We start from the raw sequence: 20,845 nt of genomic DNA on the forward strand, positions 1-20,845 counted from the left end.
CCGCCATCTGCTTGCCGGTCTCGACGAGCGCCCGGCCGTCCTCGAGGTAGCCCTCCTGGTCGAAGTTCATGATCTCGACCTTCTCCGTCTGTTTCATTCCCTAGCTCCCTTCTCCTGCCTAAAGGAATCCCGACACATATGAGCGGCGGTTAGGCTTCCGCCGAGTCTCCGTATAGGGCGTCCGCAAGACGCTCAAGCTCATGAACAGAGGCGTCGTAACCAGGCGCCTTTGACGCGAATACGTCGTCTACCTCGTCGAGGAAGGGATGCACGTCCCAGCTGTTAAGGGCGCTCGCGATCTGCGCGGCGAGGTATTGGACAAAGGAGAGGGCAGCGAACGGGTAGGTCTCTGCAGATGCCGCCTTGACCGCCGCTTCATGGAACGAGGCTGCGTTTTCCGCACCGCTCGGATGCGAGGTGACGAAATAGCATGTCTCCGTAACCGAAGCGATGCCGCGCGCGATATCCGCCAGGCGCTTGGAGCCCATCGGGTCATCGAAGATGACCACCAGGTATCCTGGGATGATCTGCATCTCGGGTCCATGGATGAATTCCTCGCCCTCGAACCACATGGCCGGCACCTTCGTCGTTTCGCTGAATTTGAGCGCCGCCTCCTGCGCGACGCCACGCAGGGCGCCGTTGCCCACGAACATGGCCGGCGCCTGCGCGGAAAGCGCGAGCCGACGCTTCTGAAAGAGGCTCCGTGCGGCATCGATCCCCGACGAGCACGCGCTCCCCGCGTCTTGAAGGCGGCCACGGAGCCGTTCAGCCTCTGATGTATCGAGGGTTCCCGTACGCTCCCCCGCCATGATTCCGAAGTGCATCAGATAGCTGATGAGCGTGTGAACGCCCATGGTTACGAAATCGACCGACTCGACTCCCACCCCGTAATCGAACACGCATGACGCATGTTCAGAAATGGGCGCCGCGGTGTTGGCCGTGAGCACAGCGCACGGAACATCGCGGGCGGCCATGAAATCAAGCGCGGCAATCGTGTTGGTCGAATAGCCGCTTTGAGAAACAGCAACATTGAAGGCGCGCTTGGGCTGGGCGTGTTCGAACTCGATGAACGCCTCGGGCGTCACCACCTGCACCTCGCAGTCCAACACGCGCTGCAACAACGGTCGAGCGATGTCGGCGGCATTCTTGGATGAACCGGATGCGATGATGCGCAGCGCAGCGCAATCGCTTGCGACAAACCGTTCGACCAACGGCTCAACGAGTTCCCGTTCCTTTTCGGAGACTTCAGCGAGTCGCGTCACAGAACGTTCAATGTAATCCGCCATCTCCATGAGCTATCACCACCCCGTGACCATGCTCGCAGCATCGCAGCAAGCGACATCTTCAGATTATTTAATACCAATTACTACTCAAGAGTATTTAATACCACTTTGAGAATCGCAAAGGCCATGCGACGAGCGGTAGCGATTCCTCGGTAATTGGTATTAATTACTCATAACTTGGCGTTTAGTAGGGATTGGCACCTGAGCCGCGGCGCACAGCGCTGCATCCACGCGATGCCGTCGGCAACTATCCGCGCTCAATACTCGTAGCTGTAACTCCCCCGATCCGCTCGGCACAGCGAACTGGAGTATTCGATCACCGTTCCCGTCGCGTCGAAGCTCAGGCACGCAAGGGAGAGCGCTAGATCGCCGGGCGACACCTGCAGCAACGCTGCATCATGAGCCGAAAGCGTATCGATGTCGAGCCGCTCCTCCGTCGCAACGACCGCGCGGCCGTACAGCTTGTACGTCTCGTAGAGACTGAACACAGAGACGTCGATGTCCTCGATGCCCTCGAACAGCGCGAGAGGGACGAAGGCTCGCTCGATGGAAAGCGGTTCATCATCCACGCTGTTCAGGCGGCGAATCGAATAGAGCACGTCATCCTCGTCGATCTCGAAAAGCTGGGCGAGATACGGGCCCGCGCGTCGACGCGAGCGCGAAAGCACGCGTACAGAGGCCGTGCGGTTCGATGTTCGCGCGGACTCGCGAAACCCGCCCACCTCACCCACCTCGCCGAAGCGCCGGCTGGTGACATAGGTTCCCTTACCGCGGACGCGGCGAATCCGCCCCATCTCGGCGAGGTCATCGAGGGCGGCGCGCACCACGAAGCGCGTTGTTCCGAATTCTCGCGCCAAATCGTGCTCGGAGGGCAAGCTCGAACCCTCGGGATATTCCCCGCGCTCGATGCGCTCTACAAGCGTATCCAGAATCACGGGACTCAACGAGCTCAGGCCGGTACCGGCAGTTCGGGCATTCACGCGTTCAGCCATGCGCGCGCCCCTTCCGATACGACTTCCCGCTTTCCGCCCACGCTTGCAAACCTATAGAGTGCTGGATTGATGACCGTCTTCACGTATTCGACGAGCGTATGCTGGGCATCATATTCAAGAGCCGATTCAAAAAAGACCGGGGCGCCCTTCGGTATCCCTAGACGATTCGACTCATCAGCGTTCGCGCGCGAGATGGAGATGCGCTCCGCTCCATGCTCGACGGTGATGCCATACGACCGATCAAGAACCGCATAGAGCTCTTCGCTGCTGAAGTCATGGCGATCGATATCCGGACAGAGCGCGCCGTTGATTGAAGAGGTCTCGATCGATACGGGGGACCCGTCGGCAAGACGCACGCGGCAGAGTTCGAACACGGGAGCGCCTTCAGCGAGACCGGTACGCTCAGCGAGGCCAGCGTCGGCCTCCTTCCACCGGGCGGAAATCACACGTGAGCCGGGGGTCCGCCCCACCGCGCGCACCGAGTCGGAGAAGCTATACGTCTCCTCGAAGATGTTGACCGGCTTGACCGGACAGATAAACGTTCCCGCACCATGGCGACATTCAAGCATATGAGCCGCCTCGAGGCGGCCGATCGCAGCGCGAAGCGCCGTACGCGAAACGCCGAGTTTATCGGCAAGGACGCGCTCTGCAGGCAGACGGTCGACGCCCATCAGGCGATAGCGCTGGATATAGTAGAGAATCCCCTCCTCGGCGCGGTCGCGCGGAGGCGTCGCTGGAACTGATGCCGCCACTCGACCCCACCCTTCTCACCAGACGCCATCGAGGGAGATTGTACTCCAGAGATGGCGCGCAAAGCCATTCGGGGCGGGTCTCGCCGAGTCATCCGACTCGCAGAAAACCGCCCCGAGGGCATCGGAAGCGATCTATCGCGCAGAAACCGTCTGCCTAGTCGCGCGTGAGCTTGCGATGAACGCGGTGCGGACGTGCGCCGTCGTCGCCCAGGCGGGCGATGCGGTTCTCCTGGTACGCGGCGAAGTTGCCCTCGAACCAGTACCACGCGCCCGGGTTCTCGTCCGTGCCCTCCCACGCAAGGATGTGCGTGGCCACGCGGTCGAGGAACATGCGGTCGTGGCTGATGACCACGCTGCAACCGGGGAACTCGAGCAGCGCCGCCTCGAGCGAGGACAGCGTCTCGACGTCGAGGTCGTTCGTGGGCTCGTCGAGCAGCAGCAGGTTGCCGCCCTGCTTGAGCGTGAGCGCGAGGTTGAGGCGGTTGCGCTCGCCGCCGGACAGCACGCCCGCACGCTTCTGCTGGTCCTGCCCCTTGAAGCCGAAGCTCGCCACGTAGGCGCGGCTCGGCACCTCGGTCTCGCCGACGAGCATCTTGTCCGTGCCGCCCGAGACGACCTCCCAGAGCGTCTTGTCGGGATCGATGCCCGCGCGGTTCTGGTCGACGTAAGAGATCTTGACCGTCTCACCCAGCTCGATGGAGCCGCTCGTGGGCTCCTCCTGGCCGATGATCATCCTGAAGAGGGTCGTCTTGCCCACGCCGTTCGGGCCGATGACGCCCACGATGCCCGCGCGCGGCAGGCTGAACGAGAGGTCGTCGATGAGCACGCGGCCGTCGAACTCCTTGTGCAGGTGCGTCGCCTCGAGCACCTTCGCGCCCAGGCGCGGCCCCACGGGGATGCGGATATCCGTCCAGTCGAGCTTCTGGCTCGCGCGCGCCTCGGCCTCCATCTCCTCGTAGCGGGCGAGACGCGCCTTGTTCTTCGCCTGGCGCGCCTTGGGGCTCGAACGCACCCACTCGAGCTCGGAGGCCATGCGCTTCGCGAGCTTGGCGTCGCGCTGCCCCTGCGCGGCGATGCGCGCGGCCTTGGTCTCGAGGTACGTGGAGTAGTTGCCCTTGTAGGGGTAGAGGTGCCCGCGGTCGACCTCGCAGATCCACTCGGCCACGTTATCGAGGAAGTAACGGTCGTGCGTGACGGCGAGCACGGCGCCAGGGTAGTTCTTCAGGAAGTGCTCGAGCCACAGCACCGACTCGGCGTCGAGGTGGTTCGTGGGCTCGTCGAGCAGCAGCAGGTCGGGTGCCTCGAGCAGGAGCTTGCAGAGGGCCACGCGGCGGCGTTCGCCGCCCGAGAGCACGGAGACGGGCGTGTCGGAATCGGGTAGCTGCAGGGCGTCCATGGCCTGGCCGAGCTTGGAGTCGATGTCCCAGCCGTCGGCCGCGTCGATCTCGTCCTGGAGCTTGCCCATCTCGGCCATGAGGGCGTCGAAGTCCGCATCGGGCTCGGCCATCTCCTCGCCGATCTTGTTGAAGCGCTCGACCTTCGCCATGAGGTCGCCGAACGCCAGGCGCACGTTCTCGATCACGGTCTTGTCTTCCTCGAGCGGCGGCTCCTGCGGCAGCAGCCCCACGGTATAGCCCGGCGTGAGGCGCGCCTCGCCGTTCGAGACCTCCTCGACGCCCGCCATGATCTTGAGGAGCGTCGATTTGCCCATGCCGTTGGGGCCCACGACGCCGATCTTCGCGCCCGGGTAGAAGCTGAGCGTCACGTCGTCGAGGATGACCTTGTCGCCATGCGCCTTGCGCGCCTGATACATCTGGTAAATGAACTCCGCCATGAAGAACTCCCTGCTCTGCGTTGCGTATCGATGCGATGGTGTCGCCCGGTATCGTCTCAGACCTGCGGCGTCGCGGGAATGGTCCCGGCCGCTCTCCATTCCGAAACCATCAGCGCACGCGGCCGGCGCGCCCCGCCCAAACGGCTCCGCGCGCCCGTAACAGCGCCTGCAGGCGGGCACGATCCCAACACCAGCACCCCGCGTCCACGTTTTTGCGCCGCGAGAGCGATTTTGTGGTGATGGAATTCAGATATGCGCGATTGGCAAGGCGCCAGGGGGGCTCACGGGCGCGGGCGAACGCATGCCTCCGAGAGAAAACCCCAGGATTCGAGGACGCCCCGCCGCCCTAGAGAGGTGCTTTTGGGCTCCGCACCCCTCGATTCGCGCCCCGCATCGTGCATATCTGAATTCCACCACCATTTTTTCGCGCTCGCGCTCGAAAAACCGCTCGCCTACAATGGATGCATGAATGAAACGGCGACATCTCGACTCGAAGCCCTCTGGGGCAGCGCGGGGCTCGCGCGCCTGCAGGCCGCGACCGTCATGGTCGTGGGCGCGGGCGGCGTGGGCTCGAACTGCATCGAGTCGCTCGCGCGCGGCGCGGTGGGCACCATCATCGTCGTCGACGGCGACGAGGTCGCTGCGAGCAACCTCAACCGTCAGGCACTCGCCTGGACGGATACCGTCGGCATGCGCAAGACCGAGGCGGCGCGCCTGCTCGTCGAGCGCATCAACCCGGGCATCCGCGTCATCACACGCGATACGTTCCTGCTGCCCAGAGACGTTCCCGCGCTCATCGAGGATGCGCGCGCCGAGGCGGGCGGCCGCATCGACTACCTCGTCGACGCCATCGACACCGTGGTGACGAAGCTCGTACTCGCCTCCTTTGCCGAACGGGCGGGCATCCCCCTCGTGAGCAGCATGGGCGGCGCGATGAAACTCTATCCCGAGCAGCTGCGCTTCGCAGACATCTACGACACGCACGGCGACGCCCTCGCGCGCGTCATCCGCAAGGGCTGCCGCAAGCTCGGCATACGCCACCTCGACGTGCTCTATTCCCCGGAACCGCCAATCGAGCGCCCGGAGCTCCCCGCCGCGGCGGAAGGAGCCGAGCGTCCGCCCCTCGGCACGACCTCCTACCTCCCGCCCATCATGGGGCAGATGCTCGCCGGCTTCGTGATGCGCCGGCTCGCGGGCGCGGGCGGCGGCGCATGATGCGCCTCGTCGACATGCACTGCCACCTCGACCTCATGACGAACGGCGTCGAGATCGCCCGCGTGGCGCAGGAGGCGGGCGTCGGCTTCTTCTGCACGACCGTCACCCCCACCGACGCCGTCGCGGCCCGGGCGTGCTTCGCCACCTGCCCGAACGTGCGCGTGGGCACCGGGCTCCATCCCTGGTGGATCGCCGACGGGACGTGCGGCGAGCAGGACGCGCGCGAGGCAGCAGCCCGCGCCGCGCACACGGCATACCTGGGCGAGGTCGGCCTCGACGCGGGCAAGCGCGGCGCGGCGAGCATCGAGGCGCAGACGAGGGCGTTCGGGCGCATCATGGAAGCCGCAAGCGCGCACCCCCTGCCCGGGCGCATCGCCTCCATCCACGCCATCCGCTCCGCGAGCCGGGTGCTCGACATCCTGGAGCGCACGGGCGCCGCGCGCACCGTCACCTGCGTCTTCCATTGGTTCAGCGGGTCGACCGACGAGCTCTGGCGCGCGGTGCGCACAGGCTGCCTCTTCTCCATCAACGAGCACATGCTCGCGACGAAGCGCGGCCGCGAATACGCCCGCATCCTGCCCGCGGACCGCCTCTTGCTCGAGACGGACGCGCCGCCCGAGCTGCACGCCCCCTACAGCCTCGAGGGCATCGAGCGCTCGCTCACGACGAGCCTGACGCGGCTCGCGGAAATCCGCGGCGCCGATCCCGCGGCGCTCGGTGCCGACATCGCCGCCCGCAGCGCGCGCCTCCTCGACCTCGCGTAGGCAGCCGCGCGCCGCGCCCGCCCAAGCAGCGCACCGCAGCCGGCTCGCCGCCGAAAGCGAAGCTTACGCGCACAGCACGAAGCGCGACCCCACGATGTACTGCCAACCCACAAAGATCGGCGCGCCCTCGGCATCGAAGAACCGCGACTTCATGAGGAACAGCGGCTCGCCCTCGGGAACGCCGAGCGCCGCGGCGACCTCCCGGTTCGCCCGCGCGATCTCGATGGTGCGGCCGGGCGCCTGGCGGGGACGGATGCCGGCGCGTTCTTGCAGCAGCTCGAAGAGGGAGACCGGCCCGTCGAGCTGCTCGCCCAGCAAAAACGCGAAGCGCTCGCGGTGCAGGTAGTGGCGGTCGAGCAGGACGGGGATGCCGTCCGCCGTGCGCAGGCGCTCGATCACGAGCACCTCGTCCCCCTCGGGGATACCCAGAAACGCCGCGAGCTCGCCCCCCGCGGGCGCGGTGAAGCGCGCGACGAGCGTCGAGCCCGGCTCCATGCCGTCCTCGCGGCACGCGGCGCTGAAGCTCTGCACGTCCGTCCCGAATTGGACCTTGCGCAGGAGCTTCGGCGGGTTCACGAAGGTGCCGCGCCCCTGCTGCTTCGTGAGGTAGCCCTCGGCGGCGAGCTCCTCGATGGCGCGGCGCACCGTCACGCGCCCCACGCGGTACGCCTCGGCGAGCTCGTGCTCCGTTGGGATCTGGCTGCCCGGCTGGTACGCACCCGACTCGATCTTGTCCCGGATGCCGTTCATCACCTGCTCGTAGAGCGGGATGGACGTCCGCTGCTCCAGCCGTCCCATGGCTTACTCCAGCGCGAGGAGGTCGGGGACGGCGTCGATGATCGCGTCCGCCTCATCCTGCGAGAACCCGAAGCGCTCCTCGCGCTTGGCGAAGACCGTGAGCCCCGCGCGCTTGCCCGCCTCGATGCCGTAGGGCGAGTCCTCGACGCAGCAGCACACGGCGGGGTCGAGTCCCAACAGCTCGCAGGTGTGCAGATAGATCTCGGGGTTCGGCTTGCTCTTATGGAACTGCTCGCCGCTCACGACGACCTCGAACGCGCCCGCGATCCCGCAGGCGTCGAGCACCTCGCGGATGTTGTCCATGGGCGAGGACGAGGCGAGCGCCAGGCGCACCCCGCGCTCGCGCAGCGCGGCAAGCGTCTCGGGCACGCCGGGGTTCATGAGCGCGCGGTAGTCGTACACGTAGCTCTCGCCCCACGCGTTGAAGCGCGCGATGGCCTCCTCGGGGGTGAGCGTGCCGTAGCCGCCGCGCTCCCACCAGCTCACGACCGTCTGGCGGAAGGTCTCCTGCGAGCAGCCGACGGTGCGCGCGATCTCCTCGTCGGGGACGTCGATGTCGTGGGCGTCGAGAAAGGCGCGCTCCTCCTGGGCATAGGCGTATTCAGAGTCGACGATGACGCCGTCCATGTCGAAGATCACGGCTTCAAACGGGAACTGTCCAGGCATCGGGCCTCCTCGGGTTGTACGCACCTGTCCTATACGATACGCGAGCGCAGGCGCCACGGCAAGGAAGCCGCGGCCAGCGGTGCCGACCGCTAGGCCAGCAGCTCCTCGAGGGCGGCGGCGATGCCGTCATCGTTGTTCGAGCCCGTCACCGCGTCGGCTGCGCGCTTCACCTCGTCGGTCGCGTTAGCCATGGCGATGCCCGTGCCCGCGAGCTCGAGCATGGGGATGTCGTTCTGGCCGTCGCCGAACGCCACGAGCTCGGAGGGGTCGATGCCGCGCTCGGGCAGCGCCACCGAGAGGGCGCGCGCCTTGTCGATGCCCTGCGCCGTGTACTCGAAGTAGAAGTCGGCGGTGAACATGCAGCTCAGGCTGTCGGCGAAGGGAGCCGCCATGGCCTCGTGGTGCTCGGCCAGGTACGTGTCCGTCCCCGCCGTGAGGATCTTGTTCTGCGGAGTGTTGCACCAGTCGAGGAGCGAGCGCACCTCGTGGATGCGCAGGCCGCAGCCGTCGCGCTCGTACTTGATGATGTTCTTCGGCGCACCCTTGTGGTAGATGGTGCAGCGGTAGGCGTCCTCGACGTAGAGGCGGTCGGCGTCGACGAGCATGGGGATGACGTCGAAGCCCTGCAGGTGCTCGAGGACCGCCCGCGCCTCCTTAACGGGGATGGCCTGGTTGAACAGGAGCTCGCCCGAGGTGGCGTCGCGCACCTGCGAGCCGTTGTAGGCGACGAGCATGCCGTGGTAGCGGTCGAGCTCGAGCTCGTGGGCGAGGGCGCGCAGGCCGTGCGCGGGCCTGCCCGAGGCGAGGATGAGCGTGATGCCCGCGCGCTCGGCGGCGAGCAGCGCCTCCTTGGTGCGCGGCGTGATGACCTTCGCGTCGTTCGTGAGCGTGCCGTCGATATCGAGGGCGATGGCCTTGATGGTCACAGAGATTCTCCCTTTCTCAGCTGTCCCCTGGCGTCCGCCACCAAGGGTATCACCGTTTCCCGTCATCCGGCGCGAAGCGCTTGGGGTGCCCCCACGCCCCCTCGATGCCGCACACCTCGGCCGCGAACGAGGCCGCCCCGTCGAGCGCCGAGGCGAGCGCATCGTCATGCACGGCCCCTGCGCCGATCCGGGAACGATAGCCCAGGAGGAACGCCGCGATGAACGAATCGCCCGCCCCCATGGTGTCGCGCACCACGGGCGCGGGTTTGATGGGCTGTTCGAAGAAGCGCGCGCCGTCGAAGGCGACCGACCCGCGGCGGCCGCGCGTCGCCACCGCGATGGCCGGCCCCAGGCCATGCAGCCAGCGTAGGCGCTCCGCCACCGTCGCGTCGTCCGCCTCGTCCTCCGCCGAGTAGAAGGCGTAGTCGACGAACGGCGCGACCTCCTCGACATAGGAGTCGACGGAGTCCTCGGAGAAATCGAAGCTCACCGGCACGCCCGCCGCGCGCACGCAGGGCAGCTCGCGCTCGGTGAAGCAGTAGCTCCCGGTATGGAGGACATCGAAGCCGCGGATGTAGGCGAGGGCGAAGCGGTCGAGCACGTAGCGCGAGCGGCCGCGGACGCCGCCCTGGTTCGAGCCGAGGAACACCCGCTCGCCGGCCTCGACCGTCACGCTCGAGGCGCCGTTCTCGCCGATCTCCTGCCGGCAGCGCACGAGCTCGACGCCCTCGTCCTCGAGGCTCTCGATCACGTGCTCCGCCGCCTCGTCCGTGCCGAAGATGCCCATGTAGGCCGCGCGCGCGGCGCCGAGCCAGCGCGCGTAGACCGCGACGTTCGCCGCGTTCCCCCCGGGATACATGACCCCCAGGTGCTCGTAGCGGTCGACGACGTTGTCGCCGAACCCCACGATCGATACGTCAAACCCCATGCTTGCTCCTCGCGACGGCAGGCTTAATACGGGACGACGCCCATGTAGCGGCGGTAGTCCGGGTCATGGTCGAACACCTTGCCGCGCGCCGCGCGCAGCTCGACGTTCATGGCATAGAAGAGCACGGGGTCGAGGTAGGCGCGGGCGGCCGCGGGAACCTTGTCCATGCCGTAGTCGAGCGCGTCGAGCACCATGAGGGTATCCGTGTGCCCCTCAAGGAACGCCCGAGCGCGCTCGTCCATGGCGCGGAACTCGCTCGAGCCCATCTGCAGGAAATAGAACACGCCGGGCTCCGTCACCTCGAAGGGGCCGTGGAAGTACTCGCCCGAGTGGATGTAGCAGCAGTTCTGCCACTGCATCTCCATGAGCGAGCAGATGGCGAACCCGTAGGTCTGGCAGAAGTTGGGGCCGGAGCCCACGATGTAGAGGAACGGGTGCTCCTGGCAGAGCGCGGCGAAGCGTCCGGCGAGCTCGGCGTTCACCTTCGCGCGCGCGGCGGGCAGCACGTCGTCCATGACGGCGACGCCCTGGTAGAGGTCGGCGAGATCCGCATAGCCCTCCTGCTGGTCGAGCAGCTCCGCGGCGATGAGTGGCGCGATGCCGGAGGGTACCTCGCCGGCCGACACGTCCGCACCCCAGGGGTACACCCAGCAGATGAGCGGCTCGCGGGCGATCTTCGAGTCCGCGTCGTCGGTGAGCGCCACGACCGCCGCGCCGCGCTCGCGGGCGAGCGCGCACGCATCGAGCACCTCCGGCGTGTTGCCGCTGTGGCTGCACGCGACCACGAGGCTGTGCGCCCCGAGCCGCTTCGGCGCGGTGATGCAGAACTCCCGCGCCGTGTAGGCGCTGGACGCGATGCGCCGGCTCTCGCGCTCAAGCAGCATGTGCGCGGGCAGCAGGTCGATGAGCGACCCGCCGCACGCGACCCAGTACACCTCCTCGATGCTCCCGCGCTCGGCGATGATGTCCTTCACGAGATTGAACGGCTTCATGTCGTCCCCTTTCAGATGCCGCCTTCACGCGCCCTATTCCCCTGCGTCCTCCGCTGCGCGCTCCCCTTCCACGATCGCGATGCCGGCCGTCGCACCGATCGCCGAGGCGCCCGCGTCGATGAACGCCCGCGCCTGCTCGTAGGTACGGATGCCGCCCGCAGCCTTCACGCGCACCGCGTCGCCGAGCACCTCGTGCATGAGGCGCACGTCCTCGAGCGTCGCCTTGTACGGGCGGCCGGACGAGGTCTTGAGAAACGCGGGGCGGGCGCGGAGCGCGATCTCGCAGACGCGCCGCTTGTCCTGCTCGCTCTCGAGCTTCGGCATCTCGACGATCACCTTGTCGCGCATGCCGTGGGCGCGGCAGAACTCCGCGACGCCCGTCATCTCGCGCTCGAGCTCGGCGAAGTCGCGCTCCTCGAGCGCGCGCTGGTTCAAGACGTAGTCGATCTCGGTGAAGCCCGCCGCGGCGTAGCGCTCGAACACGGGCAGCTCCTCCTCGAGCGTGAGGCCGCCCGCCGGGAAGTCGATGGCGCCCGCGACGATGATGCCCGTGCCCGCGAGCGCCGCGCACGCATGGTCGTATGTCTCGGGGTCGGCGAAGACGCAGCGGAACCCGTAGGCGCGCGCCTTCTCGAGGTACTGGTCGAAGGTGTCGTTCGGATCGTCGATGTAGTCGATGTACGCGTTGATGCCCATACGGCACGCTCCCTTCACGCCGCAGCACGCGGCTCGAATCTTATCTCCCGTAGCCCAGCACCGCGTCGATGACGCCGGGGATGCCGTCCACGACCACATCGGCGTCGCGCTGGGTGAAGCCGAAGCGCTCCTCGCGCTTGGCGATGGCGAAGAGCCCGGCGCGGCGCGCTGCCGTGAGCCCCGGGTCGGAATCCTCCACCGCGCAGCACACCTCGGCGGGAAGCCCCAGCTTGGCCAGGGTGAGGAGGTAGATCTCGGGGTTCGGCTTGCTCTGGTGGAGCTCATCGCCGCTCTCGACCGCCTCGAAGAACCCCGCGATGCCGCATTCATCGAGCACCTTCTCGATGTGCCAGAGCGGCGAGGACGAGGCCACGGCCAGGCGGTACCCCCGGCGCCGCAGCTCGTCCAGGGTCTCCGGCACGCCCGGGTTCATGATGTCGCGATAGCAGATGGGATGCTCGTCCCAGAACGCGTCCTCGCGCCGCTCGATCTCCTCGCCGTCGAGTTGCTCGCCGCGCGAGCGCTCCCACCACTGCGCGTAGAGCTGCCGCTCCACCTTGCGCGACGACCCCGCGAGCGCGTCGAACTCCTCGGGCGACACCGCGACGCCCTGCGACGCGAAGAACGCCTCGTGGACCCGCCGGTACGCCGCCTCCGAATCGACGAGCACGCCGTCCATGTCGAAGATGACCGCTTGAAGCCCCTGCATCCAGATCACGCTCCCCTTTCTGCCGAGCCGGCCGGGCGCACCCGCGCCGCCGGACATACCTTCGTTACTCCCGTTCCAACTGCCGCGCATGCGAGGCGCGGCGCCACGCGTAGCTCACCCCGCCGACGAGCGCGATGATGCACGAGGCACCGAAGAGCACCTCCTGCACGCCGAAGACCTGCGCCAGGAAGGGCGCGATGGCGAGCGGGACGACGCCCGCGCTGTTGAGGCCGAGCCGCACGAAGCCCATCACGCGCCCCAGGTGCGTCATGGGCGTGCGCTCCTGCACGAGGATCGCCTGCGTGGGCTCCATGAACCCCCAGGCGAGGCCGTTGATGAACTGCCCGGCGATGGCGATGGCCAGCACGTTCGTGCCCACATAGATCATCGAGCCCACGCCCACGAACATGAGGGTCGCGAGCAGGAGCGGAACGTCGATCCTGCGCGGCGGGATCTTGGTGAAGATGTACGAGCCGATCGCCATGCCGAAGCCGGACACCGCGGAGAGGATGCCCATCCACACCACGTCCACGACGAGCACGTCGCGGTAGAAGAGCGACTCGAGCGAGTCGAAGGCGCCGAACGCGAAGAAGCCCAAAAAGCCGCTCACGAAGATGAGGCGCAGGTCGTGCGTGCGCATCGTGATGCGGGCGCCCTCGAGCACACCCGAGACCACGCCGAGCTTGTCGTCCGCGGGCTCGTCCGCGGCGCGCTCGGGCTCGATGACCTCGCGGCAGCCCCAGGTGACGTAGAGGGCGGCCACCAGGCACGCCGCCATGAACAGGAACACGACGCGCGTGGGGAAGAACCCCGCGAGCACGCCGCCGGCGATGGGGCCGGCCGCATAGGCGATGTTGCTGTAGAAGACCATGAGGCCGTTCAGGCGGGCGAGCCCCGCGCGACCGCGCGTGAGGTACACGGGGTAGGTGCGCGTGCAGGTGTTGATGGCGCCGCCTCCGAGGCCCATCATCACCGCGGCGAACATGAGCGTCGGCACCGAGGGCGGCACGACGCCCATGAAGACGCTCATGGCGAGCATGGCCGCGAGCGTGACGAGCGCCGTCTTGCGCGGCCCCACGCGGTCGATCACCGGTCCCGCCGCGGCGTTCGCGAGCGAGTTGCAGAGGTTGCGCGCGAGCGTGATGGCCGCCACGAGGAACGCATCCCCGCCGAGCTCGTAGGTCGCCGCGCCGATGAGCCCCAGGAAGTACACGGCGTTCACCGCGCACCACTGGAGCGATTCGAGCGCGATGAGCCGCCGCTCGCCCGAGGTCAGCGCGGCCAGTCCCCCGTCTTTTCCCGTGATGCCCACGGTCCCAGCCCCTTCCCTCGCCCGTCCCGCGCCGCGGCGGCGAGCAAGCCGATCCCTATCACCGATAAATCGTATTAAGACGTTATGCTCTCAACCCTATGAGAAAAGGGGCAGCGGAACCCCACTGCCCCTGTGCGGACGAAGCCTTAGGCCAGGATGCCGAAGTAGACGCCCACCACGCCGAGCACCATGGTGCCCAGGATGAGGATCATCGGGGAGACCTTCTTCTTCAGCAGGAAGTAGTACAGGCCCATGAAGGCGAGGCCGAGCATGCCGGGCATGATGCCGTCGAGCACGCTCTGCAGCGACGTGACCTCGTCGCCCGAACCGAACTCGATGGCGAGCGACGCCCAGAACATGCCGCAGGTCATGGAGCCGACGACCATCATGCCGATGATGCCGGCGGCCTTGATGACCTTGTCCATGATGCCGGACTGCTCAGCCGTCTCGAGCAGGCTCACGCCGATCTCGTAGCCCTTGTGGATGCCCCACACGCGCAGGAAGAACTGCGGGACGTTGAAGATCAAGAGGAACAGGATGGGGCCGAGCACGTTGCCCTGGGACGCCAGGGAGATGGCGATGCCGGCGGCGACCACGCGGATGGTGGTCAGGAAGATGGCGTCGCCGATGCCGGAGAGCGGGCCCATGAGGGCGGCCTTGATGTCGTTGACCGACTCGGGCGGGAGCTCGCCCTTGGCGATGCGCTCCTCCATGGACATCGCGATGCCGCCGACGAACGGGGCGAGGCACACGGTGATGTTGAAGAACGCCGTGTGGCGCTCGAGCGCGGCCGCGTAGCCCTGCGGGTCGTCATGGTAGATCTTCTTGAGCATCTTCTTGACCATGAGGCCGAAGGCGAGGCCCATCTGGTTCGCGTAGGTCCAGGAGAATTCCATGCCGAGCGCGCCGATGGAAAGGGAAGCCCTCGTGAGGTCTTGCTTGGTGATGGCGTATTCGCCGGTCTTGTAGGCGCCCTGCGCCGTCTCATTAGAAGTCATCGTCGTCAGCCCCCTCAATCTGCGCCGTGGTCTGGTTCTTGTCCAAGAAGCCGAGCGTCAGGACGGCGATGATGATGGCGATGAGCGCCACGCCGAGCGTCGAGACGCCCATGTACGAGGTGATCAGGAAGCCCAGGAACAGGTAGGGCAGGAGCTCCTTGCGGTAGATGAGGCGCAGGAGCATGGCGAAGCCCATGACCGGCAGGATGTTCGCGGCGGCGGCGAAGCCGTTGAGCACGAACGACGGGACGGCGTTCACGAGCCAGTCGATGGCGCCGGAGCCGAAGTACACCGCGCAGAAGATGAGCACGAGCCACACGGGGATCAGCCACATGCCGATGAGCCAGTGCAGTGCCATGAGCTTGCTGCCCTCGCCCTTGAGCGCGATGCCGGGAATGAAGCTCGTGAGCCAGTTGCTCACCAGCTGGCCGAGGTTGCCCACGCCGAGGACGAGCGTGCCGATGGGCATGGCGAGGCCGACGGCGACCTCGGTGTCAAGGCCGAGCAGGCACACGTAGGCCGTGCAGAGCAGGCCGGCGGACGTGGCATCCGGCGGAATGTAGGCGCCGATGGAGACGGAGCCCATGAAGAGCGCCTCGATGCTCGCACCGAGGATGAGGCCGGTGTGCAGGTCGCCCAGGCAGGCGCCCACAACCGGGCAGACCACGATAGGACGGAACGCGTAGAGCGTGCCGAGCTGGTAATCGAAGCATTTGAAGAACACGTACAGAACTGCGCAGAGTATGCTCTCGAAAAGCATGCGTCTACCTCCAATCACTTGGGAGCGCGGTGATGCCTTAGATCAGCTGCAGGGCATCCACCTTGGGCTCTTCCGCGAGCCCGCGGATCTCGACCTCGATGCCGCGGGAACCGAGCTCGCGGAGGATCTCCTCCTCCTCGGGCTCGAGGAACACCTGGCGCGAGATGGTCTTCGTCGTCGGGGACTCCTTGGTGTTGCCCAGGTTGATGCTCTTGATCTGCGGGCACCCGTCGCAGAGCTGCTTGGCCTCGGCGATGGTCTGCACGCAGATGATCATCTTGTACTTGTCGGTCACACCGCTGTTGATCGCCTCGATGGCGTGGGCCATGTCCTTGATCACGAGCTTGCAGCCGGCGGGCTTGCCGAGCTTGAGCGTGGTCTTCCACACCGGGTCGTTCGCCACGTGGTCGCCGACGCAGAAGATGCAGTCGGCACCGAGCGTGCCCACCCACGAGGTCGCCACCTGACCGTGAAGTAGGCGATGGTCGACGCGCGTTAGTAGAATCATCGTTTCCCTCCTTTTCCTTGCTACTAGAACTCCTCGTCGTCCGCATCGAGTGCAGCCAGCTCGTCGTTGCAGTACTTCGGCCGGACCTCATCGGTCGACACGGCGGTGCGAATCGCCGCGGCCAGATCGGGCTCGTTGATGGAGAAGAGGAGCGAGATCAGGAGCGGCAGGTTCATGTTCGTCACGAGATGGATGTTCCCCCGCTGCTGGACGACGTTCGTGAACTCGTTGTTCACGCTCCCGCCGAAGATATCCGTGCAGACGAGGACCTCGTCCTCCGCGGGGATCTCGGCGAGCGTGTCGGCCACCGCCTGGGCGATGTCGTTGTTCCCGTCGACGAACGCGCAGATGACCTTGATGTCGACGCCCGAACCGCCGCCCAGCAGGGCGAGCGCCTCGGAGATGCCGGCAGCGAAGTGCGCATGCGACGCGATTACCATATGTCTCATTGGTACACCTCCTTCAGCCTATCGAGGGCCGCACGGTACTGCCGAGCCGACTGCGAAAGTGCAGCCGCTGGGTCGGTGTGATAGCGCGAGTTGACGATCTCGAAGCTCACAGGGCCGGCGTAGCCCGCGCGCTCGAGCGCGGCGAGGTCGGAGGCCATGTCGCGGGCGCCGTCGCCCCAGGCGAGATGGCTCTCGGCGCCGATGTCCGAGAAGTGGAGGTGCTGGATGCGCGTGCCGAAGCGCTTGAAGTAGCCGGCGATGGTATCGCCCGCGCGCCACGCGGCGCCCAGGTCGAGGCAGACGGCCAGGCGGTCGTCGGCCACGTCGTCGAGCAGGCGCTCGAGCTCCTCGGCGGAGCGGGCGAGGTTCGTCTCGTCGCATTGGAGCGCCTCGATGGCGGGCACGACGCCCTGCTCGGCCGCGTAGGCGACCACCTGGCGCAGCATCGCGACGCTGCGCTCCCAGGCGTCCGCGCGCGGCTCGTCGAGAAAGCCCCAGCCACTCGTGATGACGATCTTCCCCGCCTGCGTATCGCGCGCCACGTCGATCACGTTCTTGAACGTGGCGAGCGTGCGCTCCCGGGCATCGTCGCCGCAGGCCGCCATGTTCGCGGGCTTGGGGTTCGTCTGCTCCGGGCAGATGCCGATGATCTGGATGCCGTAGCGCCGGGCGAGCTCCGCGAGCCCCCGCGGGTCGTCGTGGCGCGCCCAGTCGAGCGCGAAGTGCATGGGGCCGCACCACACCTCGGCGGCCGCGTACCCCGCATCGCGCGCGTCGCGGAAGAAGCTCTCGAGGGAGAAGAAGCGGTAGTGGCAATTCATCGCGGCAACCTGCCAGGCATCGCCGATCATATTCCCTCCCCCTCGTGTGCGTGCACCGACCTTTTTCTATACCAGTCGGTAGTTTTTCCAGACCAATACCTAGCATCAGGATAGACGCTTGCGACATCCCATATGCCCGTGTACGTGGGAAACAGGCTAAGTGGTATGAAAAAGTCGATAAGCGGTATATATCCCCGACCCGTGCAGCCTCTCCCCTCACCTCACTGCGACACGGAATAGCAGGCGTACTTCCCTATGGCCACCGACGTCACGTACTCGAGCGCGCGCCCGGCGCCGTCGTAGCTCACGCAGCGGATCCCCAGCGCGGGGTCGTCCACGCTGCCGCGCAGCAGCTGGGCCTCGCGCGGCTTGAGCTCGCAGACCTCGAGCTCCTCCAAGGCGCGCACGACCGCGTGCCCGCGCAGCGCGTAGAACTCGTAGAGGCTGAACAGCGACACGTCCACGGTCTCGATGCCCGGGAAGAGCTCGCAGGGCACGAGCGCGTTCTCGATGGCGAACGGCTCGTCGTCGACGCAGTTCAGGCGGCGCACCTGGAAGAGCTCGCTTTCCGGCGAGACGTCGAAGAGCCGCGCGTAGTAGGCGCCCGTCGGGCGGAGCGCCGTCTCGAGCACGCGCACGGTCGGGCGGTGGCGCATGTCGCCCTGGCTCGCGCGGAAGCCGCGCGGGCCGTGCGAGGCGCTGTTCGCGCGCAGGCCGTGCGTGACGAACGTGCCCTTGCCCTGGACGCGGAACAGGAGCCCCTCGTCGATGAGGCCGTCGATGGCGTTGCGGATGGTGAGCTTCGTGGTGCCGTAGCTCTGGGCGAGGTCGGTCTCCGAGGGGATCGACGCGCCGGGCGTGAACTCGCCCGCGTTGATGCGGTCGCGGATGGCGCGGCGGATGCGCAGGTAGAGCGGCAGGTGCGCCGGCTCGGCGTTCTCGTTGAGCCACGGCGCCGAGCTATAGCCTTTCGACATGCGGCTCCACCTCCTCCCCCGGCCAGCCCTCGCCGCCGCCCGGGGTCTTGAACACGGTGGTGCACACCACGCCGAAGCGCTCGGGCACGTACACCGATTCGCAGTATTCCACCGGGGCGAACGAGGCGTCGGCGCGCAGCTCGCGCTCGGAGAAGACGAGGGCGCGCGGCGCGATGCCCAGAAGCCCCGCCTCCTCGTCGGTCGCGCGGGCTACCGAGACGGTGAGCGTCGTATGGGCGACGGCCTTGCCAAAGCGCGCCTCGAGCACCCGGGTGAGCGATTCCCGCGCGAAGTCGATGCCCTCGATGCCCGGGCACCCGGCCGCGGCGACGTAGGCGACCTCGACGCACACCGCCTCCCGCTCGACGCCGCGCACGCGGCGCAGCTTGAACACGGGGTCGCCCGGCATGAGGCCGAGCCGCGGGGCGATCTTGTCGGGACAGGCGACGACCTCGCTGCCCAGCACGCGCGAGCGGGGGACCTCGCCCGCCTTGCGCACGATCTTGGAGAAGCCAGAGAGGTCGTCGAGGTGCGTGGTGGGACGCGGCGTGCACACGAAGCTACCGGAGCCGGGGCGGCATTCCACCACGTGCATGGCGGAAAGCTGCGAGAGGGCGCTGCGCAGCGTCGTGCGCGACACGTCGAGCGCCACGCAGAGGTCGCGCTCCGAGGGCAGGCGGTCGCCCGGCTCGAGGCCATGGGCCTCGATGTACTCCAAGACCCCCTCGTAGGCACGATCGAAGGGCGAGACCTCGATGCGCCTAGCCATCCGATTCCCCTACCATCAGGCCCTCGATGGCGCTTTTGAGCTCCTCCGCGCTCCCCATGACGTTGCGGTACGAGCGTGAGCCCCGCTTGAGCGGCCGCGACCAGATGCCGATCCGCACGGGCTCCGCGAGGCCGGCCATCTCGACGAGGACGCCGGCGCCAAAGATGCGGTCACCCCGGCGCGCCATGTTCGCGCGCGAGACCGCCATCGGGTTCATGAAGATCTCGCCGATGCCCTGCAGGCCCTCCGGGACGGGCTGCCGCTCGCCCTCGACCTCGTAAACCTGGCACGAGCGGATGTCCGCGCAGCGGTAGACCCGGGGCACCTCCACCCCTGGCTGGCGCACGCTCCACAGGCCGCGCCCCTCGTCGGCGAGCACCTCGGGGATGCCGAGCGTGGGCATGGGCGCGAGTATGGTTCGCGTGGCCTCGAAGGCGCCGTCGACCGCTTGGGGCTCCATCATGTCCGCTCTCCGTTCCCTCGAGGGATCGTTCTCGCTATCAACTATACCTATTCGACTAATTTAATACCAATTCTAATCCGTAGATGGCAGCGGGGTTTCCCTGAGCGGCATGGGAGCCGCCGCGGGCGACGGCGGCGCGAGCCTAGCGCGCGGGCTCGCAGACCGCCTGCGCGGCGCAGGCGTCGCGCTCGCGCTGCTCGAGCACGAGGTTCACGATGATGCTGCCGATGATGAGCACGGTGCCCGCGAGCGCGAAGCGGCCGAACCGCTCGTGGAAGAAGACGAACGCCCAGGTGGGCGCGAAGACCACCTCGAGCATGGTGATGAGGTTCGCGGTGAGGGGCTGCACGCGCGTGATGCCGCGCGCGAAGCACACGTTCGCGAGGCCCGAGCACACGATGCCGCTCGCCGTCATGAGCGCCCGCTCGCGCGGCAGGATGTGCGGGATGCGCTGCAGGAAGAAAAGCCCCGGCAGCACGGAGATGGCGCAGCTCAGCATCGAGGAGGTCACGGGGGACGAGCCCGGCTTGGCGTTCAGGAAGAACATGAGGCCGAAGAACGCCCCGGACACGATGGCGAGGAGGTTTCCCAGGACGTGCTCGAATGAGAGGCTGTCCAAGAAGAAGACGACCATGCCCGCGAGCGCCATGACGATCACGAGCACCTTGCGCGCGGGCGGGATGCGCCGCTGCTCGATGGCCTCGTAGAGCGCCACGAACGCCATGGAGCTGTACTGCAGCACGATGGCGCTGCCCACGCTCGTGAGCTTGTTGGCGTAGGTGAAGGTGATGCCCATGAGGTAGGAGGCGATGCCCGCCGCCACCACGAGCCTCGAGATGCGGATCGTGGGGCGGATCACGATGGCGTAGAACAGCAGCGCCACGAGGGACGCGATGGCACTGATGAGGAAGCCGGGCTGGCCGTTGAGCTTCGTGAAGACGCCCGAGAAGCTCCACGCCACCGCCGTCCCCAGCAGCCAGAGGTATCCGGTGTTCAGTTGCGCGCCCGCAGCCGCGCGCCCCCGCATCTCGCCCATGCGCACCCCGCCTTTCGAGCAAAAAAGCAGCCGGGCGCCGAGCCCCCGGCCGCCCTTCATCGACCTTGGTCTATGCGAGCCCGTCCCCGGGCGCACCCCTTAGTAGTCGAACTGGTGATAGTAACGACGATACTTGAGGTTGTGCTTGGTGACCGTCTCGTAGTAGCGGGCAAGTCGGTCGGTGGTGAGGATCGTGA

The 20,845-nt window shown here is 67.1% G+C and carries 23 protein-coding genes; 2 read left to right on the plus strand and 21 right to left on the minus strand.

What is annotated here, in order from left to right; all coding sequences use genetic code 11:
- Positions 1-149: 149 nt before the first annotated feature.
- From BN423_RS03115 to ettA, 4 genes are all read right to left on the minus strand, one after another.
- Positions 150-1,292 (minus strand): SIS domain-containing protein, encoded by a 1,143-nt coding sequence (locus BN423_RS03115; protein WP_019238807.1) that lies wholly within the window; start codon positions 1,290-1,292, stop codon positions 150-152.
- Positions 1,293-1,540: 248 nt separating this feature from the next.
- Complete coding sequence (locus BN423_RS03120) at positions 1,541-2,275, minus strand: GntR family transcriptional regulator (protein WP_019238808.1); 735 nt, start codon at positions 2,273-2,275, stop codon at positions 1,541-1,543.
- Positions 2,260-3,027: a GntR family transcriptional regulator gene (locus tag BN423_RS03125; protein WP_071784321.1), complete on the minus strand. Its 768-nt coding sequence runs from the start codon at positions 3,025-3,027 to the stop codon at positions 2,260-2,262. The genes BN423_RS03120 and BN423_RS03125 overlap by 16 nt, the downstream gene beginning before the upstream one ends.
- Before the next feature lie 154 nt (positions 3,028-3,181).
- Positions 3,182-4,861: an energy-dependent translational throttle protein EttA gene (gene ettA / locus BN423_RS03130; protein ID WP_019238810.1), complete on the minus strand. Its 1,680-nt coding sequence runs from the start codon at positions 4,859-4,861 to the stop codon at positions 3,182-3,184.
- A 465-nt stretch (positions 4,862-5,326) separates the two neighbouring features.
- On the opposite strand from ettA, the gene BN423_RS03135 reads away from it, so the two are divergent.
- Entirely contained in the window at positions 5,327-6,076 is a 750-nt protein-coding gene (locus tag BN423_RS03135; RefSeq protein ID WP_232385483.1) for a tRNA threonylcarbamoyladenosine dehydratase, read from the plus strand.
- Positions 6,073-6,840, plus strand: coding sequence for a TatD family hydrolase (locus tag BN423_RS03140; protein ID WP_019238812.1), 768 nt, complete (start codon positions 6,073-6,075; stop codon positions 6,838-6,840). Before BN423_RS03135 ends, BN423_RS03140 begins: the two co-directional genes overlap by 4 nt.
- A 63-nt stretch (positions 6,841-6,903) precedes the next feature.
- Here BN423_RS03140 and BN423_RS03145 read toward each other — a convergent pair whose 3' ends face one another.
- The 17 genes from BN423_RS03145 to BN423_RS03225 form a co-directional block, all read right to left on the minus strand.
- The gene (locus BN423_RS03145; RefSeq protein WP_019238813.1) at positions 6,904-7,638 is read right to left on the minus strand and encodes a GntR family transcriptional regulator; all 735 of its coding nucleotides are present in this window, start codon (positions 7,636-7,638) and stop codon (positions 6,904-6,906) included.
- A gap of 3 nt (positions 7,639-7,641) precedes the next feature.
- Positions 7,642-8,304 carry an HAD family hydrolase gene (locus tag BN423_RS03150; RefSeq protein WP_019238814.1) on the minus strand — a complete coding sequence of 221 codons (663 nt, stop codon included), beginning with the start codon at positions 8,302-8,304 and terminating at the stop codon, positions 7,642-7,644.
- An 89-nt stretch (positions 8,305-8,393) separates the two neighbouring features.
- Positions 8,394-9,230 carry a Cof-type HAD-IIB family hydrolase gene (locus BN423_RS03155; protein WP_019238815.1) on the minus strand — a complete coding sequence of 279 codons (837 nt, stop codon included), beginning with the start codon at positions 9,228-9,230 and terminating at the stop codon, positions 8,394-8,396.
- A gap of 49 nt (positions 9,231-9,279) precedes the next feature.
- Complete coding sequence (locus tag BN423_RS03160) at positions 9,280-10,158, minus strand: PfkB family carbohydrate kinase (protein ID WP_019238816.1); 879 nt, start codon at positions 10,156-10,158, stop codon at positions 9,280-9,282.
- 23 nt (positions 10,159-10,181) lie between these two features.
- On the minus strand, positions 10,182-11,150 hold the full coding sequence (locus BN423_RS03165) for an SIS domain-containing protein (RefSeq protein WP_019238817.1): 969 nt from the start codon (positions 11,148-11,150) through the stop codon (positions 10,182-10,184).
- 33 nt (positions 11,151-11,183) lie between these two features.
- Positions 11,184-11,846 carry a deoxyribose-phosphate aldolase gene (gene deoC, locus BN423_RS03170; RefSeq protein ID WP_019238818.1) on the minus strand — a complete coding sequence of 221 codons (663 nt, stop codon included), beginning with the start codon at positions 11,844-11,846 and terminating at the stop codon, positions 11,184-11,186.
- A 40-nt stretch (positions 11,847-11,886) separates the two neighbouring features.
- The gene (locus tag BN423_RS03175) at positions 11,887-12,555 is read right to left on the minus strand and encodes an HAD family hydrolase (protein WP_026088994.1); all 669 of its coding nucleotides are present in this window, start codon (positions 12,553-12,555) and stop codon (positions 11,887-11,889) included.
- A gap of 64 nt (positions 12,556-12,619) precedes the next feature.
- A complete protein-coding gene (locus BN423_RS03180; RefSeq protein ID WP_019238820.1) occupies positions 12,620-13,867 on the minus strand; it encodes an MFS transporter in 1,248 nt (415 codons plus the stop codon).
- A 146-nt stretch (positions 13,868-14,013) separates the two neighbouring features.
- On the minus strand, positions 14,014-14,865 hold the full coding sequence (locus tag BN423_RS03185) for a PTS system mannose/fructose/sorbose family transporter subunit IID (RefSeq protein ID WP_019238821.1): 852 nt from the start codon (positions 14,863-14,865) through the stop codon (positions 14,014-14,016).
- Entirely contained in the window at positions 14,855-15,625 is a 771-nt protein-coding gene (locus BN423_RS03190) for a PTS mannose/fructose/sorbose/N-acetylgalactosamine transporter subunit IIC (protein WP_019238822.1), read from the minus strand. The genes BN423_RS03185 and BN423_RS03190 overlap by 11 nt, the downstream gene beginning before the upstream one ends.
- Positions 15,626-15,662: 37 nt before the next feature.
- Positions 15,663-16,133, minus strand: a complete 471-nt coding sequence (locus tag BN423_RS03195; RefSeq protein WP_019238823.1) for a PTS sugar transporter subunit IIB — start codon at positions 16,131-16,133, stop codon at positions 15,663-15,665.
- 23 nt (positions 16,134-16,156) lie between these two features.
- Positions 16,157-16,582, minus strand: a complete 426-nt coding sequence (locus tag BN423_RS03200) for a PTS sugar transporter subunit IIA (RefSeq protein WP_026088995.1) — start codon at positions 16,580-16,582, stop codon at positions 16,157-16,159.
- Positions 16,579-17,433 (minus strand): sugar phosphate isomerase/epimerase family protein, encoded by an 855-nt coding sequence (locus tag BN423_RS03205; RefSeq protein ID WP_019238825.1) that lies wholly within the window; start codon positions 17,431-17,433, stop codon positions 16,579-16,581. The genes BN423_RS03200 and BN423_RS03205 overlap by 4 nt, the downstream gene beginning before the upstream one ends.
- A 191-nt stretch (positions 17,434-17,624) precedes the next feature.
- On the minus strand, positions 17,625-18,380 hold the full coding sequence (locus tag BN423_RS03210) for a GntR family transcriptional regulator (RefSeq protein WP_019238826.1): 756 nt from the start codon (positions 18,378-18,380) through the stop codon (positions 17,625-17,627).
- Positions 18,364-19,149: a GntR family transcriptional regulator gene (locus BN423_RS03215; protein WP_019238827.1), complete on the minus strand. Its 786-nt coding sequence runs from the start codon at positions 19,147-19,149 to the stop codon at positions 18,364-18,366. The genes BN423_RS03210 and BN423_RS03215 overlap by 17 nt, the downstream gene beginning before the upstream one ends.
- Entirely contained in the window at positions 19,142-19,612 is a 471-nt protein-coding gene (locus BN423_RS03220; protein WP_019238828.1) for a hypothetical protein, read from the minus strand. The genes BN423_RS03215 and BN423_RS03220 overlap by 8 nt, the downstream gene beginning before the upstream one ends.
- 142 nt (positions 19,613-19,754) lie before the next feature.
- A complete protein-coding gene (locus BN423_RS03225) occupies positions 19,755-20,648 on the minus strand; it encodes a DMT family transporter (RefSeq protein ID WP_019238829.1) in 894 nt (297 codons plus the stop codon).
- Positions 20,649-20,845: the final 197 nt, after the last annotated feature.

Source organism: Enorma timonensis (genome assembly GCF_000321165.1).
Taxonomy (GTDB): domain Bacteria; phylum Actinomycetota; class Coriobacteriia; order Coriobacteriales; family Coriobacteriaceae; genus Enorma.